We start from the raw sequence: 15,614 nt of genomic DNA, 5'->3' as shown, positions 1-15,614 counted from the left end.
GAAGAGCGTCGAAGTATCCGTCATCCTCAAGAGGGAGGAACGACCGAGTTGGGGATCTAACTTGTGATACCCAATTTATGCTGAACGAACTGCACGCGCTCTTCAACCGACATAAACGGCACCTCAATCACCTCATAACCTAGGTTCTGGTAAATCGACACCAAACTGTCGTGAATCTCTAATGCAACCTCAAACGGATAAGGGCGCACCTCATCTTGCACGTAAATGCTCGCTTCTGGGCGACATAAGAACACTTGAGGGTGATAACCCTGACTCGCCTCGAGATACTCCTCATCAATCGCTATCTCTGCTTGTGACAGATAACCACAGATATCAGGTATAGCGCGGTCGAGAAACGCGACTGGGTGTTGGTTGGCCTGCGCTTTCTGCTCACTCATCACGTCTAAACAGAGAGCTGCAAAACCGGGTAGGTTAATCCAAGGTAGTATTCCATTGTCTAACCGGCTCTGCTCCTCAATCAAGGTGCGAGACGCCTCGGCAAAGGTGGCGAAGTTGTGCGATGCCAGCGCGTTGACTAAGGTCGTCTTGCCCGCGCCGGGTCCACCGCTAATGATGATAGGTTGCATTGAATGGTTCAGTATTACTTCTGGTTGAGCTGAGCTAGGAACTTGTCTGACTCTTCAATAGCCGCATTCATCTGCTTGATTGCAAAGGCGATGTCTTTTTCTAGGCTCATGAATTCACCCTGTAAAGAACCGACAGCGCTCGCATTTAGGTTATGCTTAAGGTAAAGGGTATTGTCGCGCAGCGTATTGAGCACAGGGTCCATTTTCTTCTCAGCGCGTTTCATTGCAGACAGCATGGTTTGATAAGAGGATTTAGTTTCCCGCAGCTTCTGTTCACTGGAACGGCGCAATGAAGCGCTGGTGTAGAGATCGAGCTCTTCTTGCCATTCAGCAAATAGGGCGTCTGAAACGTCTTCGATCGCGGCGATGCGGTCACTGACATTTTGCGCTGCTTTCTCGCTGTCTTGATACTTGTCGTTGATCTTGTTGTACATGTCTTCAAGGTCACCGCCATTGAAGTTGGTCAGGCTGCTTAGGGCTTCTAACGCACTGGTGAACTCTTCTTGAGCATCTTGTTGAGACTCTTTGGCATCTTCTACACGATCGACCATGATGTCACGTTTGTGGTAACCCACTTGCTCCATGGCTGAGTAATAAGCCGACTGACATCCGGTTAGGGTAAAAATAGATAGCACTAATACGAGAAAATAAGGCATCCTTGGTTCCTATATACAAATAATCAACATTATTAGGACTATGAACGAGTTACATGGGAGTTACAAGTTGAAGATCCAAAAGACAACCACGCTCAGCATCGCGTTCTCGCACTACCTGATAGCAAGGATGAAACACGATCGGGTAAATGTGAATGCTGGCTACTTGGCGTACATCACTCTGCTGTCTATTGTCCCGATGCTGGCGGTATTGTTATCGATACTCTCCTCTTTTTCGGTGTTTGCCGATGTAGGGATCGTGATTCAGAAATTCATTATCAATAATTTTGTCCCTGCCTCTGGTGATGCCGTACACAACGCTTTGCAGGATTTCGTCGCAAATACCGGCAAGATGACCGCAGTTGGTAGTGGCTTCTTGTTTATTGCTGCAATGATGCTGATCTCCAACATCGATAAAAACCTGAATTACATCTGGCGAGTGAAGGGCAAGCGTCGTCCGGTTCACTCTTTCTCAATGTACTGGATGGTTTTAACTCTCGGCCCGATTTTGGTCGGAGCCAGTATCGCCGCAACCTCGTACGTGACCTCACTGACTCTACTGCAAAACGAAGCGGTATCGGGTCTGTATAATTTTGTGATTCGCAAGCTGCCATTAATCCTCTCTTTCTTCACTTTCTTTGGCTTGTACTTGTTGGTTCCGAACAAAAAGGTCAACTTTTCTCACGCGGCGGCGGGCTCGTTGGTGGCCGCCCTGCTGTTTGAATTGAGTAAGAAAGGCTTTGCGGCTTACATTACTCAGTTCCCGTCATATCAACTTATCTACGGCGCACTGGCGGCGATTCCGATTCTGTTTGTCTGGGTTTACTTGTGTTGGTTAATCGTTCTGGTGGGTGCTGAGGTTACTGCGGCACTGGGTGAGCGTGAACAGTGGAGTGAGGCGAAAGAAATGGTACACTCTACCGATAGTCAAGAAGTTCCAGAACAAGGAAATCACAGTGATAGCACTGATTCAAAGAGTAAGTGAAGCGGCCGTTCGCGTTGATGGTGAGGTAGTTGGCGAAATTGATAAGGGCTTATTGGTGTTACTCGGCGTTGAAAGAGACGACGACGAAGCCAAGGCGAAGCGCTTAATGGAGCGTGTCACGACCTACCGTGTGTTCGAAGATGAAGACGGAAAAATGAACCTCAACGTTAAACAGGTTGAGGGCAAGGTATTGGTCGTTTCGCAATTTACGCTGCCAGCAGATACTAAGAAAGGGACGCGTGCCGGGTTCTCTCGTGGTGCTCACCCAGCGGATGCTGAGCGTCTTTACGACTATTTCTCGGATCAGTGTGAATCAGTATTGCCAACGGAACGTGGCCGATTTGCAGCAGATATGAAGGTTTCTCTGGTCAATGATGGCCCAGTGACATTCTGGCTACAGGTTTAAGCTTAAAGGAATAAGCATGTTTAAACTCATTACTCCGACCACGGAGAATCAACTCAATAAATATTATCACTTTCGTTGGCAGATGCTGCGTGAGCCGTGGCGCATGCCAGTTGGCTCAGAGCGTGATGAATACGATGGCATGAGTCATCATCGAATGATTGTCGATGGTCGTGGTCGACCGATGGCGATTGGCCGTCTCTACATTACCCCTGATCTCGAAGGCCAAATTCGCTATATGGCGGTGAAAAACTCACGCCGTAGCAAGGGTATGGGTTCTCTTATCTTGGTTGCACTGGAATCTCTGGCTCGCCAAGAGGGCGCGAAACGTTTGGTGTGTAATGCGCGTGAAGATGCGATCTCATTCTATGAGAAGAACAGCTTTGAGCGTCGTGGTGAGATTAACGATCAACGTGGTCCGGTGCGTCACCAGCAGATGGTAAAACATCTCGACCCAATGGCAGACGTATTGCGTAAACCTGAATGGTGTAATGAGCTACAGCAGCGTTGGGAACATCAGATCCCTATCAGTGACAAGATGGGCATCAAGATAAACCAATACACAGGTTACCAGTTTGAGTGTAGTGCTCAGCTTAACCCTAACCTCAATCCTCATAACACCATGTTTGCGGGCTCAGCGTTTACTCTGGCGACACTGACGGGGTGGGGTATGACGTGGTTGCTAATGAAAGAGCGTGGCCTGACAGGTGATATCGTGTTAGCTGACAGCAACATTCGCTACCGTCATCCGGTTGAGCAAAACCCTGTGGCTTCGACATCGCTCGATGGCATCAGTGGCGATTTAGACCGATTAGCCTCGGGTCGTAAGGCGCGTATCATCATTCATGTGACGATTCACAGTGGTGATGTGGAAGCGGTTGAGTTTACTGGCACCTACATGTTGATTCCAGACTATAAAAAGGTTCTTAGCTACACACAAAACGTCTCGGAATAAGCTCTAACATCTTAAATTACGTCACTCTCGATGAGTGGCGTTTTTATTGGCAGTTATCTTTTTGAGTGAGCTTGGCTTGGTTCACTGGGCCAGAGACTTGGTAGCACTCACTCGACAAAGTGAGCTGTAGAGTGTGCTTGTGCGGTGTCACCATATCCAGCTCTCCATTGACCTCTCCCGTCAGTGTCACTGGCTGAGGCTGGTCGCCTTGTTGTGTTGCACCAATAATGTGCAAAGACGGTAATGACAGGTGACCGCGGTTTAAGTCGGCTTTGATATCTGAGATTTCGAAGTTCACGATGTTGGATTGTGGCACTTCGTCTTTTTGGGGCTCATTGGTCTGGTTGTTGTTAGGGGTGAAGTTAATCACGCCATTGCGAATACTGCCCTCTAGGCTTCCGGTGACTGAATGTCTCAGCATTAGGTCGTCGCCGGCTAAACCAGATGCCTGCAGTTCAAATTCACCGATACCTGATGCATCAAATGGCAATGTTAAGTAGGGAGCGAATGGCGACAGTGGTAAGCCATCGGCGCTGATGGTTGCTTGCCATGGCTGGCTGACTTGATTGAAGTCGACTGTGGCTTGAGCCTCAATATAACCCTGCTTGAGCGGTGCAAAGAGTCTCTTGAGCGTCCACTTGCCTTGGTGACTGCTCATCTCAATCACGGGCTGTGCTGAGAGGATACTTTGGTAACTGGCATCATTGGCGCTGGCGTTCAGTTCGCCTTCCCACAATCCCCATTTTCCTTGTTCAATCAGGCTAAGATCTTGCCCCTCGATGTGCAAGCCAGAAACCTGCCAATAAGGTTGTCGTGCCAATTGAATGCGTTGGCTGCGCTCGACGTTCAGCCTTGCAATCGATAGTGAGTTGATGCCCTGTAGCCAAGGTTGCAATAGAGATAGAGGCTCGCTGTCTTGTGTTGACTCCGTGACCCATTTTACTCCGCGCACATCCAGCTCTTGGAGTTGAACGGTTTGAGGGGTCACGCGGCCATTGAGTTGTATGCTGCCTTGCTGCCACTGGCTATAAAAGTCATTAATCTCGATCTCATTTTCTTGTAGAGTCAGCTTTAGGTTGGGGTCAATCCACTGCTCTTGTTGTAGAGAGACACTCTCCGCCTGTAGAGAAAAATAACCCTGCTGTTGCTGCCAAACCTTGAAAGGAAGCTGAATGTTTTCCAAGGATGCGCTGAACGCAGCAAGGTGACCATCTTGCCAAGCAATATCGCTTTTGAGGATGTCGAGGCTGTTAATGTGGCTGACGTTGAACCCCGAGACACGCCAATCTGCACGTTGCAGTTGCTGAGTTTGTTGCTGGTTGAGGCGCAAGCCATCGATGGTCACATTGATCAGTGACCACCCCGTCGGATATTGCTCTGCCTGACCTGATACCTTGGCACCACGCCACTCAAACGATGCCCCGTAGAGTGTGCTGTCATGGGCTTTTAGATCTAGGTCGATGAGGAAATTGTCTAGGGCCTCGTTTTGCCAAAAGATCTGCCCAGCCTTGAGCTGAATCTTTCCGTTGGGCAGCAGTTGTTGCGTGCTCGACCAATCTGGCTGCGCAATCTGGATATCAACGTCACGAGCGCTGTACTCAGGCGTTGAGAAGTCTAGGTTGTTGATCGCTAGCTGATGAAGGGTAATGTCTGGTTGAGAGAGGCGCTGTTTCAGGATTTCTAATTCAGGGCCTTGCCATTGAACGCCACTGATTAATAGCGAGTCGAGTTCGAGGCGAGCGGTGAGAAAGCTATTTGGGTTGAGCCATAGTTGGAGTTTGTCGATGTAGCTCGGTGATTCGTTTTCCGCGTTGAGCGTGATACCTTGTAAGGTCAGCTCATAAGGGGCTTGATAATTGACATCTTCCACTGTGATTGAGTCGGCAGTGGTGTGCTTGAGCAAGAAATTCGCGATGTCAGTGCGGTACTGGGTCTGTAAACCAAGCAGCAGCGTTGCGACGGCTGCGACTAGGACAGATAACACAATCCCAACCACCATGATGACTCTTTTCATTCCTTGCACACCTTCCATTTCTTCGTTGCTCAAAATAGAGTGGAACAAAATAGGCGCTGCGGCAACAAAAAAGCCCCTCAAAAGAGGGGCTTGCTACAAAAATATCGTTTTTAAGAGAGCATCGGCTTACGCGTCACGCTCTCAGAGCAGAGTGAACAATTAATCCAGTTGCGGGCCAGCAGATACCAGCGCCTTACCTTCGTCGTTGTCGGTGTACTTATCAAAGTTGTTGATGAAGCGCTCCGCAAGGTCTTTTGCTTTGCTTTCCCACTGTAGTGGATCTGTGTACGTATCACGTGGGTCTAGAATGCCAGAATCCACGTCGTGCAGCGCCAATGGCACCTCAAGGTTAAACATAGGGATAACCTTAGTTTCTGCATCGTCGATTGAGCCATCTAGGATTGCGTCAATGATGCCGCGAGTATCTTGGATAGAGATACGCTTGCCGCTGCCGTTCCAACCTGTGTTTACTAGGTACGCTTCTGCGCCTGCTGCTTCCATACGCTTCACTAGTACTTCAGCGTACTGAGTTGGGTGTAGTGTTAGGAACGCTGCGCCAAACGCTGCAGAGAACGTTGGAGTCGGCTCAGTGATGCCACGCTCAGTACCGGCTAGTTTCGCTGTGAAGCCAGATAGGAAGTGGTACTTGGTTTGCTCTGGAGTCAGTTTAGAAACTGGAGGTAGAACGCCAAACGCATCCGCAGTCAGGAAGATAACTTTCTTCGCATGGCCTGCTTTAGATACTGGCTTAACAATGTTATCGATGTGGTGGATCGGGTAAGAAACACGTGTGTTTTCTGTTTTAGAGCCATCATCAAAGTCGATAGAGCCATCGCCACGTACTGTTACGTTCTCTAGCAGTGCATCACGACGGATTGCGTTGTAGATCTCTGGTTCTGCTTCTTTCGATAGACGAATTGTCTTCGCGTAACAGCCACCTTCGAAGTTGAAGATACCGTCGTCATCCCAACCGTGCTCATCGTCACCGATAAGTTGACGTTTAGGGTCTGTAGATAGCGTTGTTTTACCTGTACCTGATAGGCCGAAGAATACCGCTACGTCGCCTTTCTCGCCTACGTTCGCGCTACAGTGCATAGAAGCGATGCCTTGCAGTGGAAGTAGGTAGTTCATCATTGCGAACATGCCTTTCTTCATCTCACCGCCGTACCAAGTACCACCGATGATTTGTACACGCTCAGTCAGGTTGAACGCCACAAAGTTTTCAGAGTTTAGGCCGTGTTCTTGCCATTTCGGGTTGGTTGTCTTCGCGCCGTTCATAACAACGAAGTCTGGTTCGAATGTTGCCAGCTCTTCTTCTGTTGGGCGGATGAACATGTTCTTAACGAAGTGCGCTTGCCACGCTACTTCAGTGATAATACGTACGCTTAGGCGTGTATCTGGGTTAGCACCACAGTAACCGTCAATCACAAATAGGCGCTTGCCAGACAGCTGTGTAGTCACGAGTTCTTTAAGGTCGTTCCACACTTCAGTTGTAATTGGTTTGTTATCATTTTTGCCTTGATCTGACCACCACATGGTATCGCGAGTTGTGTCATCTTTAACAATGTACTTATCTTTTGGTGAGCGGCCAGTAAAGATACCAGTGTCAACAGCAACAGAGCCAAGTTCAGTCACTACGCCTTTTTCGTAGCCTTCTAAGCCTGGAAGAGTTTCTTCCACGAACAATTGCTCGTAACTAGGGTTACGCAGTACTTCAGTTACGCCAGTAAGTCCGTGTTTAGTAAGATCAATTTGTGCAGCCTTTGTATGTTCCATAACGGTCATAGGTGCTCCTTGTAGGATATTTTGTAGGGATTTTGTATTAATTTTTTATTCTTATCTGCTCACCATGCTAGCAACGAGACCTGGGGGAAACAGGGATGTAGCTCAAAATTTATCCATAATTTCCATGGGGTTTTAAGTGTCTCGTCACATATTGGCCCAACTAGTCTATCCTGTACGCAAACCTTTGCGCTAGGGGCTTGAACATTATTAATTGATTAAAATTAAGCGGTGATTTTATTACGAGATGTTACGAGATTTGCGCTAATTTGATCACAAAAAAGGCCAGCTTTGCGCTGGCCTTTTTGGTTTAAATTACGTGTTTTTAGAACGGCGTAAATTAATGAACCGTATTGCTGCCTTTATCTGCTGCTTCTGCGAACAGTGCATCAACATCGTTCTTATCAAAAGCGTAGCTTGTGCCACAGTAATCACAGTGTAGAGCAACGCTACCTTCGGTGCTGATGATGCTGTAGATCTCTTCTTGAGACACAGTAATGATAGCTGCGCCACTGCGTTCACGAGAACAACCACAGAAGAACTCAACCGGTTGAGGCGTAAACAGCTGAACCTTCTCTTGGTTGTATAGACGGTATAGAAGCTCGTTCGCTTCTAGAGAGAATAGCTCTTCGTCTTTTACTGTTGCTGTTAGCTGCTCTAGGTGCTCGAAGTCATCCGGTGTACCTGTGCCATCTGGCATGATTTGTAGAAGCATACCCGCTGCGTGTGGTTTGCCTTCGTGCTCACCAGTACGTAGCCATAGGCGTGTTTTCAGTTGCTCTGAGTTTGCGAAGTAGCCTTCAAGAACGTCGGCTAGTGTGTCGCCCTCAAGTGCCACAATACCTTGGTAACGCTCACCTTTCTTAGGATCGATAGTGATAACTAGGTAGCCTTTACCCATTAGGTCGTGTAGACCCGCGTCATCAGCAATGTCACCTTCAAAACGCGCAACACCACGGATCTTCTGATCGTGGTCACCGTTAATTACTGCTAGAGATACTGGGCCGTCACCTTGCAGCTGCATAGTGATAGAGCCTTCAAACTTTAGAGTCGCAGTAAGAAGAGTAGTTGAAACCAATAGCTCACCAAGAAGCTTTTGAATAGCCGCTGGGTATTCCTTGCTAGAAATAATTTGTTGGTACGCTTCGTCCAGTTGTACCAATTCACCACGTACCGATAGGTCTTCAAATAGGTAGCGATTTAAAACATTGTTTGCCATTTGGCGATTCCTTCTAGCTTATTGATGCTTGAACTTGATGATGTCACGACGTTGCTTTTTGTCAGGACGACGATCTGGGCTTGGGTTATGTGCATGTAATTTACGCTGTTGGGCGTGTGCTTCACGCTTTGCCAAGCTCTCTTTCGTTTCAGTGTAAAGGGTTTGAGCTTCTGGAGCTCCGCGGCGTTGATCGGAAATCTTCTCGATCGTGACCGTCTTTTCTTCATTGCCTTGACGCAGTGCGATGACTGCCCCAAGTTCTACGATTTTGCTTGGTTTGCTGCGTTGACCATTATAGTGGACTTTACCACCATCGACCATATTACGAGCAATCGAACGAGTTTTGTAAAAGCGTGCTGCCCACAACCATTTATCTAGTCTGACAGCTTCATTAGCAGTTTTCATAGGACGCTGTGCCTTTAAAAGTGAGAAAATGAATGTGGTTTAACTGAGTAAAATCAGTTCGCAACTTGTCTTAGATGATGCTTATCACATTTGGTAGAAGCTAAAGTGGTGGCAAATGTGTTTTTTTTCAAGGCATACTGCAAAATAGCTCACGTTATGATTTTTTATGCGTCGGCTATGTTATAGTTTCGGATCCTATATCAAATTGTAATACGATATAGTCATAATGAACAAAAAAGCTGAGAGTTTAATGGTTTAGTGCTCTCATCTTCACAGAAGGGTTTAGGCAAGTGAAGTTTTTAGAGCTCAAGAATCGCATGGGAAATTCTCCCCTGTTGAGCCGCTTAATAGAGAATGGATTTGTATTTCAGCAGAAGCTGAGCCTGATAACTTGTTGTGTATTGATCGCTATCTCTGCATGGATTCTGGGTCAATTGGCTTGGTTGATTGAACCAGCAGAGCAATCTATCACGTCTTGGAAGGCGCAAGCCTCGTCGTCATCTCGACCGCAATCAACGCTCGATATCTCATCTCTACAAAAGAGTCATCTATTTGGTGAATACAACGCCGAAACGCCTCAGGTTATTGAACAGCCTGTGATTCAAGACGCCCCTAAAACACGTTTGAACCTCGTGCTGGTGGGGGCGGTGGCGAGTTCTGATCCGAATCGTAGCCTAGCGGTCATAGCAAACCGTGGTAAACAAGCGACCTACGGCATCAGTGAAGAAATAGAAGGGACGCGCGCCAAGCTGAAAGCGGTGCTGATTGATCGTGTCATTATTGATAACTCTGGCCGCGATGAAACCTTGATGCTTGAAGGTCTTGAGTATAAGCGCCTGTCTGTATCTGCGCCTGCGAAGCCGCGTGCGTCGGCATCGGTTCGCGGCAACAATCCGGGTTCTGCGGAAGAGAAGCTGGAAGATATTAAGGCTAAGATCACCCAAGACCCACAACAAATCTTCCAATACGTTCGTCTTTCACAAGTGAAACGCGACGGTAATGTGATTGGCTATCGCGTCAGTCCTGGAAAAGATCCCGAACTTTTTAAATCGGTTGGGCTCCAAAGTGGAGACATCGCGACTCAGCTTAATGGACAAGACCTGACCGATCCCGCTGCTATGGGCACGATTTTTCGCTCTATCTCTGACTTAACCGAACTGAATTTGGTGGTCGAAAGAGACGGACAGCAGCATGACATTTTTATCGAATTTTAAAACATTTCGCTTACCGAAAGGCGAGAGTGTAGGAGTAGTACGTGAAGCATTGGTTTAAGAAAAGTGCATGGTTATTAGCGGGAAGCTTGATCTGCACACCAGCAGCCATCGCTAATGATTTTAGTGCCAGCTTTAAGGGCACTGATATTCAAGAGTTTATTAATATTGTTGGCCGTAACTTAGAGAAGACGATCATCGTTGATCCGTCGGTACGCGGCAAGATTGATGTACGCAGTTATGACGTGCTCAATGAAGAACAGTATTACAGCTTCTTCCTCAATGTACTGGAAGTGTACGGCTACGCCGTGGTTGAGATGGAATCTGGCGTTTTGAAGATCATCAAAGCCAAAGACTCTAAGACCTCTGCTATTCCTGTGGTCGGCGACCGCGAAAACATTCAAGGCGACAGTGTGGTGACACGTGTAGTGACGGTGCGTAATGTATCGGTACGCGAACTATCGCCACTCTTGCGTCAGCTGAACGATAATGCTGGTGCGGGTAACGTCGTGCACTACGACCCTGCCAACATCATCCTGATTACTGGCCGTGCGGCGGTTGTTAACCGTTTGGCTGAGATCATCAAGCGTGTTGACCAAGCGGGTGACAAAGAGATCGAAGTGGTAGAGCTGAAAAACGCTTCTGCAGCCGAGATGGTGCGCATTGTTGATGCTCTTAATAAAACCACTGACGCGAAGAACACACCTGCATTCCTACAGCCTAAACTGGTAGCCGACGAGCGCACGAACGCGATTCTGATTTCTGGTGACCCTAAGGTTCGTAGCCGTCTAAGAAAGCTGATTGAGCAGCTAGATGTTGAGATGGCGACTAAAGGCAATAACCAAGTGGTTTACCTTAAGTATGCGAAAGCGGAAGAGCTAGTCGATGTACTAAAGGGTGTGTCAGACAACCTACAGTCAGAGAAGCAGACCTCAAGCAAAAACCGTAGTGCAAATCGTAATCAGGTAATGATCTCTGCGCACGCAGAAACCAACTCTCTGGTTATTACAGCACAGCCAGACATCATGAATGCCCTGCAAGATGTGATCGCTCAGCTGGATATTCGCCGTGCTCAAGTATTGATTGAAGCCCTGATCGTCGAAATGGCAGAGGGTGATGGCGTCAACCTCGGCGTGCAGTGGGGTAACCTTGAAACGGGTGCGATGATCCAATACGGCAACACTGGTGCATCGATTGGTAACGTAATGGTAGGCCTAGAGGAAGCAAAAGACTCAGAGGAAACGACAACGATTACCGATGAAAACGGCAACGTGACTGGTTTCAATACGGTAACTAAAGAAGGTGACTACTCTACCTTAGCTTCTGCGTTGGCTGGTGTTAATGGCGCCGCGGTAAGTGTCGTTATGGGTGACTGGACAGCGCTAATCAGCGCGGTTGCGACCGATTCAAACTCGAATATTCTATCTTCTCCAAGCATTACCGTAATGGATAACGGCGAAGCCTCATTCATTGTGGGTGAAGAAGTCCCAGTTCTGACGGGCTCGACGGCGGGTTCAAGCAACGATAACCCATTCCAAACGGTTGATCGTAAAGAAGTCGGTATTAAGCTGAAAGTCGTTCCACAAATTAACGAGGGCGACTCGGTTCAACTGAACATTGAACAAGAGGTGTCTAACGTACTGGGTGCGAATGGTGCGGTCGATGTTCGTTTTGCTAAGCGTCAGCTGAACACTTCTGTGATTGTTCAAGATGGTCAGATGCTTGTGCTTGGTGGTCTGATTGATGAGCGTGCACTAGAGAGTGAATCTAAGGTGCCGCTACTGGGTGACATCCCTGTGCTTGGTCACCTATTTAAATCGACCAGTACTCAGGTTGAGAAAAAGAATTTGATGGTATTCATCAAGCCAACCATTATTCGTGATGGCATGACGGCCGATGGTATTACCCAGCGTAAGTACAACTTTATCCGTGCTGAGCAACTGTTTAAAGCGGAGCAAGGCTTGAAGCTACTGGAGGACGATAACATTCCAGTACTGCCTAAGTTTGGTGAAAGCCACAATCACCCAGCAGAGATCCAAGCGTTCATCGATCAAATGGAAGAGCAATAATGGCAGAGATGGTCGAGCCTGTACGCAACTTTCAGCGTTTGCCGTTCAGCTTTGCAAATCGCTATAAGATGGTGCTGGAGTATCAGCACCCTGAACGCCCGCCAGTACTCTATTATGTAGAGCCTCTAAAAGCGGCCGCGATTCTAGAAGTGAGCCGCGTGATGAAAAGCGGCTTCACGCCACAAGCGATCATCGCCGATGAGTTTGAGAAAAAACTCACCGAGGCGTATCAGCGTGATTCATCGGAAGCGCGTCAGCTGATGGAAGACATCGGTGCTGATAACGACGACTTCTTCTCGTTGGCGGAAGAGCTGCCACAAGACGAAGACCTGCTTGAGTCAGAAGATGATGCACCGATCATTAAGCTAATCAATGCGATGCTGGGTGAAGCGATCAAAGAGGGTGCATCGGATATTCATATCGAGACCTTTGAGAAATCGCTCTCCATCCGTTTCCGTATTGATGGTGTGTTGCGTGATGTTCTTGCGCCAAGCCGTAAACTGGCACCGTTGCTGGTGTCACGTGTTAAGGTTATGGCAAAACTGGATATTGCAGAAAAACGCGTGCCACAAGATGGCCGTATTTCCCTGCGTATCGGTGGTCGCGCTGTAGATGTGCGTGTATCGACCATGCCATCGTCACACGGTGAGCGCGTGGTAATGCGTCTACTCGACAAAAATGCCACTCGCCTTGATCTGCACAGCCTAGGCATGACGGCGCAAAACCACGAGAACTTCCGTAAACTGATTCAGCGCCCACACGGCATTATCTTGGTCACCGGTCCGACGGGTTCAGGTAAATCGACGACCTTGTATGCTGGTCTACAAGAGCTCAACAGTAACGAGCGCAACATCCTGACCGTAGAAGATCCGATTGAATTTGATATCGACGGCATTGGTCAGACTCAGGTGAACCCTAAGGTTGATATGACCTTTGCGCGTGGGCTGAGGGCGATTCTTCGTCAAGACCCTGACGTAGTAATGATTGGTGAGATCCGCGACCTAGAGACCGCTGAGATTGCAGTACAAGCATCTTTGACGGGTCACTTGGTAATGTCGACGCTCCACACCAACACTGCTGTGGGTGCGATCACGCGTCTACGTGATATGGGTATCGAGCCTTTCCTAATCTCTTCTTCACTGCTTGGCGTGCTAGCACAGCGACTGGTTCGTACGTTATGTAACGACTGTAAAGAGCCGTACGAAGCCGATAAAGAGACTAGAAAGCTGTTTGATTTGAAGGAAGAAGACAGCCTGACGCTCTATCATGCGAAAGGGTGTGAAGCGTGTAATCACAAAGGCTACCGCGGCCGAACCGGTATCCATGAACTACTCATGGTCGATGAGTCGGTACAAGAACTGATTCACAGCGAAGCCGGTGAGCAAGCGATCGAGAAAGCGATTCGTAGCACAACGCCAAGTATTCGCGATGATGGCCTAGCGAAGGTTCGTCAGGGTATTACCTCACTAGAAGAGGTGATGCGCGTGACCAAGGAAGTCTAGTATGGCGGCATTTGAATACAAGGCACTGGATGCCAAAGGCAAAACCAAGAAAGGCTCGATAGAGGCAGATAACGCGCGTCAAGCTCGTCAGCGTCTCAAAGAGCAAGGCCTGATGCCGGTTGAAATGGCCGAAGCCAAAGCGAAAAGCAGCAAAGGGGGCAGTGCGCCTTCGACTAGCTTTAAGCGTGGTATCAGTACGCCCGATCTTGCTTTGATTACGCGACAGATTTCGACTTTGGTTCAGTCTGGTATGCCGCTCGAAGAGTGTTTGAAAGCGGTAGCAGAGCAGTCAGAGAAGCAGCGTATTCGTACCATGCTACTGGCGGTTCGCTCTAAAGTGACGGAAGGTTACACCCTAGCTGACAGCTTGGCTGATTATCCTCATATCTTCGATGAACTGTTTCGTGCCATGGTAGCTGCCGGTGAAAAATCGGGTCACCTAGATGCGGTCTTGGAGCGCTTGGCTGATTACGCTGAGAACCGTCAAAAGATGCGCTCTAAGCTGATGCAAGCGATGATCTATCCGGTGGTGCTGGTGGTGTTTGCGGTGACGATTGTCTCCTTCCTACTCGCAACCGTTGTGCCTAAGATTGTCGAACCTATCATTCAGATGGGGCAAGAACTGCCTCAGTCTACTCAGTTTTTGTTGGCCTCGAGTGAGTTCATTCAAAACTGGGGCATTCAGCTATTCCTTTTAATCGTTGGCTTTATTGTGCTGGTGAAAACGGCACTTAAGAAACCATCGATTCGTCTTAGCTGGGATAGAAAGCTTCTGAGTATTCCTTTGGTTGGTAAAATTGCTAAAGGGATCAATACCTCGCGCTTTGCTCGTACTCTGTCTATCTGTACCTCAAGTGCCATTCCAATCTTGGAAGGGATGAAGGTGGCGGTGGATGTGATGTCGAATCATCATGTGAAACAACAAGTCCTGCAGGCTTCAGACAATGTTCGTGAAGGTGCGAGCCTAAGAAAAGCGCTCGATCAGACCAAGCTGTTTCCGCCTATGATGCTGCATATGATTGCCAGTGGCGAGCAGAGTGGTCAGTTAGAGCAGATGCTGACCCGTGCTGCCGATAACCAAGACCAGAGCTTTGAATCTACGGTGAACATTGCTTTGGGTATCTTTACTCCGGCACTAATTGCACTGATGGCAGGCTTGGTACTGTTTATCGTCATGGCGACCCTGATGCCAATGCTGGAAATGAACAATTTAATGAGCGGGTAATCTCGCTGATTTAATGTAATGGCTTTAAGACCCTATACGTTGTAAAAAGCGAATAGTTTTTAGATTCGGAGAGAGGCGCGTCTGCTGAACTCTCCGGCTGTCATTTGGAGAAAATAATGAAAAATAAAATCAACAAACAATCCGGCTTTACCTTACTAGAGGTAATGGTGGTTGTGGTTATTTTAGGTGTGTTGGCGAGCTTTGTTGTGCCAAACCTTCTAGGCAACAAAGAGAAAGCGGATCAACAGAAAGCGATCACTGACATCGTTGCTCTAGAGAATGCACTCGATATGTACAAGCTAGACAACAGTGTGTACCCAACGACGGATCAAGGCCTAGATGCACTTGTATCTAAGCCAAGCAGCCCAGAGCCACGCAACTACCGTGACGGCGGCTACATCAAGCGCCTACCAAACGACCCATGGGGTAACGCGTACCAATACGTAAGCCCAGGTGATAACGGTACGATTGATATCTTCACGCTAGGCGCAGACGGCCAAGAAGGCGGTGAAGGTGCTGCGGCAGATATCGGTAACTGGAATATGCAAGACTTCCAATAAGCTGACGCTTATTGTGAATCTATGTCGTGATGGTAATACGAAAC

The 15,614-nt window shown here is 48.2% G+C and carries 14 protein-coding genes; 8 read left to right on the top strand and 6 right to left on the bottom strand.

The window, feature by feature from the left end; genetic code table 11:
* Positions 1-56: 56 nt before the first annotated feature.
* Together KI655_RS10925 and KI655_RS10920 are read right to left on the bottom strand one after the other, a co-directional pair.
* Positions 57-587 carry an AAA family ATPase gene (locus tag KI655_RS10925; protein ID WP_285404776.1) on the bottom strand — a complete coding sequence of 177 codons (531 nt, stop codon included), beginning with the start codon at positions 585-587 and terminating at the stop codon, positions 57-59.
* A 14-nt stretch (positions 588-601) separates the two neighbouring features.
* On the bottom strand, positions 602-1,243 hold the full coding sequence (locus tag KI655_RS10920; protein WP_285404774.1) for a DUF2959 domain-containing protein: 642 nt from the start codon (positions 1,241-1,243) through the stop codon (positions 602-604).
* 40 nt (positions 1,244-1,283) lie between these two features.
* Between KI655_RS10920 and KI655_RS10915 the strand changes: the two genes are divergently transcribed.
* From KI655_RS10915 to KI655_RS10905, 3 genes are read left to right on the top strand one after another with little or no spacing between them, the layout of a single operon-like run.
* Positions 1,284-2,225, top strand: coding sequence for a virulence factor BrkB family protein (locus KI655_RS10915; RefSeq protein ID WP_285404772.1), 942 nt, complete (start codon positions 1,284-1,286; stop codon positions 2,223-2,225).
* Complete coding sequence (gene dtd, locus KI655_RS10910; protein WP_285404770.1) at positions 2,197-2,631, top strand: D-aminoacyl-tRNA deacylase; 435 nt, start codon at positions 2,197-2,199, stop codon at positions 2,629-2,631. The genes KI655_RS10915 and dtd overlap by 29 nt, the downstream gene beginning before the upstream one ends.
* A 16-nt stretch (positions 2,632-2,647) precedes the next feature.
* Positions 2,648-3,583: a bifunctional GNAT family N-acetyltransferase/hotdog fold thioesterase gene (locus KI655_RS10905; protein WP_285404768.1), complete on the top strand. Its 936-nt coding sequence runs from the start codon at positions 2,648-2,650 to the stop codon at positions 3,581-3,583.
* Positions 3,584-3,626: 43 nt separating this feature from the next.
* Here the strand turns inward: KI655_RS10905 and KI655_RS10900 are convergent, their stop codons facing one another.
* From KI655_RS10900 to hslR, 4 genes are all read right to left on the bottom strand, one after another.
* Positions 3,627-5,597 (bottom strand): AsmA family protein, encoded by a 1,971-nt coding sequence (locus KI655_RS10900; protein ID WP_285404765.1) that lies wholly within the window; start codon positions 5,595-5,597, stop codon positions 3,627-3,629.
* A gap of 159 nt (positions 5,598-5,756) precedes the next feature.
* On the bottom strand, positions 5,757-7,382 hold the full coding sequence (pckA, locus tag KI655_RS10895; RefSeq protein WP_285404763.1) for a phosphoenolpyruvate carboxykinase (ATP): 1,626 nt from the start codon (positions 7,380-7,382) through the stop codon (positions 5,757-5,759).
* A 337-nt stretch (positions 7,383-7,719) separates the two neighbouring features.
* The gene (gene hslO / locus KI655_RS10890) at positions 7,720-8,598 is read right to left on the bottom strand and encodes an Hsp33 family molecular chaperone HslO (protein WP_285404761.1); all 879 of its coding nucleotides are present in this window, start codon (positions 8,596-8,598) and stop codon (positions 7,720-7,722) included.
* Positions 8,599-8,616: 18 nt separating this feature from the next.
* A complete protein-coding gene (gene hslR, locus KI655_RS10885; RefSeq protein WP_285404759.1) occupies positions 8,617-9,003 on the bottom strand; it encodes a ribosome-associated heat shock protein Hsp15 in 387 nt (128 codons plus the stop codon).
* A 317-nt stretch (positions 9,004-9,320) separates the two neighbouring features.
* Between hslR and gspC the strand changes: the two genes are divergently transcribed.
* The 5 genes from gspC to gspG all read left to right on the top strand — a co-directional run bounded on the left by gspC (position 9,321) and on the right by gspG (position 15,570).
* Positions 9,321-10,217: a type II secretion system protein GspC gene (gspC, locus tag KI655_RS10880; RefSeq protein ID WP_285404757.1), complete on the top strand. Its 897-nt coding sequence runs from the start codon at positions 9,321-9,323 to the stop codon at positions 10,215-10,217.
* 41 nt (positions 10,218-10,258) lie between these two features.
* Entirely contained in the window at positions 10,259-12,283 is a 2,025-nt protein-coding gene (gene gspD / locus KI655_RS10875; protein ID WP_285404755.1) for a type II secretion system secretin GspD, read from the top strand.
* Positions 12,283-13,785, top strand: coding sequence for a type II secretion system ATPase GspE (gene gspE, locus KI655_RS10870; protein WP_285404753.1), 1,503 nt, complete (start codon positions 12,283-12,285; stop codon positions 13,783-13,785). Before gspD ends, gspE begins: the two co-directional genes overlap by 1 nt.
* Before the next feature lies 1 nt (position 13,786).
* The gene (gene gspF / locus KI655_RS10865; RefSeq protein WP_285404751.1) at positions 13,787-15,010 is read left to right on the top strand and encodes a type II secretion system inner membrane protein GspF; all 1,224 of its coding nucleotides are present in this window, start codon (positions 13,787-13,789) and stop codon (positions 15,008-15,010) included.
* Between the two features lie 116 nt (positions 15,011-15,126).
* Positions 15,127-15,570 (top strand): type II secretion system major pseudopilin GspG, encoded by a 444-nt coding sequence (gene gspG, locus KI655_RS10860; protein WP_255231703.1) that lies wholly within the window; start codon positions 15,127-15,129, stop codon positions 15,568-15,570.
* The last annotated feature ends 44 nt before the right edge of the window (positions 15,571-15,614 follow it).

The sequence above is a fragment of the Vibrio sp. D404a genome (genome assembly GCF_030248535.1).
In the GTDB taxonomy this organism is placed as follows: Bacteria; Pseudomonadota; Gammaproteobacteria; order Enterobacterales; family Vibrionaceae; genus Vibrio.
Note: the sequence above shows the minus strand (reverse complement) of the source record. Positions and strands in the feature narration are given on the sequence as shown.

What these genes read in the sequence shown, in the direction of transcription:
- KI655_RS10925 (WP_285404776.1), bottom strand. Translation starts at nt 587, where the DNA reads ATGCAACCTATCATCATTAGCGGTGGACCCGGCGCGGGCAAGACGACC.
- KI655_RS10920 (WP_285404774.1), bottom strand. Translation starts at nt 1,243, where the DNA reads ATGCCTTATTTTCTCGTATTAGTGCTATCTATTTTTACCCTAACCGGA.
- KI655_RS10915 (WP_285404772.1), top strand. Translation starts at nt 1,284, where the DNA reads ATGAACGAGTTACATGGGAGTTACAAGTTGAAGATCCAAAAGACAACC.
- KI655_RS10905 (WP_285404768.1), top strand. Translation starts at nt 2,648, where the DNA reads ATGTTTAAACTCATTACTCCGACCACGGAGAATCAACTCAATAAATAT.
- KI655_RS10900 (WP_285404765.1), bottom strand. Translation starts at nt 5,597, where the DNA reads ATGAAAAGAGTCATCATGGTGGTTGGGATTGTGTTATCTGTCCTAGTC.
- pckA (WP_285404763.1), bottom strand. Translation starts at nt 7,382, where the DNA reads ATGACCGTTATGGAACATACAAAGGCTGCACAAATTGATCTTACTAAA.
- hslO (WP_285404761.1), bottom strand. Translation starts at nt 8,598, where the DNA reads ATGGCAAACAATGTTTTAAATCGCTACCTATTTGAAGACCTATCGGTA.
- hslR (WP_285404759.1), bottom strand. Translation starts at nt 9,003, where the DNA reads ATGAAAACTGCTAATGAAGCTGTCAGACTAGATAAATGGTTGTGGGCA.
- gspC (WP_285404757.1), top strand. Translation starts at nt 9,321, where the DNA reads ATGGGAAATTCTCCCCTGTTGAGCCGCTTAATAGAGAATGGATTTGTA.
- gspE (WP_285404753.1), top strand. Translation starts at nt 12,283, where the DNA reads ATGGCAGAGATGGTCGAGCCTGTACGCAACTTTCAGCGTTTGCCGTTC.
- gspF (WP_285404751.1), top strand. Translation starts at nt 13,787, where the DNA reads ATGGCGGCATTTGAATACAAGGCACTGGATGCCAAAGGCAAAACCAAG.
- gspG (WP_255231703.1), top strand. Translation starts at nt 15,127, where the DNA reads ATGAAAAATAAAATCAACAAACAATCCGGCTTTACCTTACTAGAGGTA.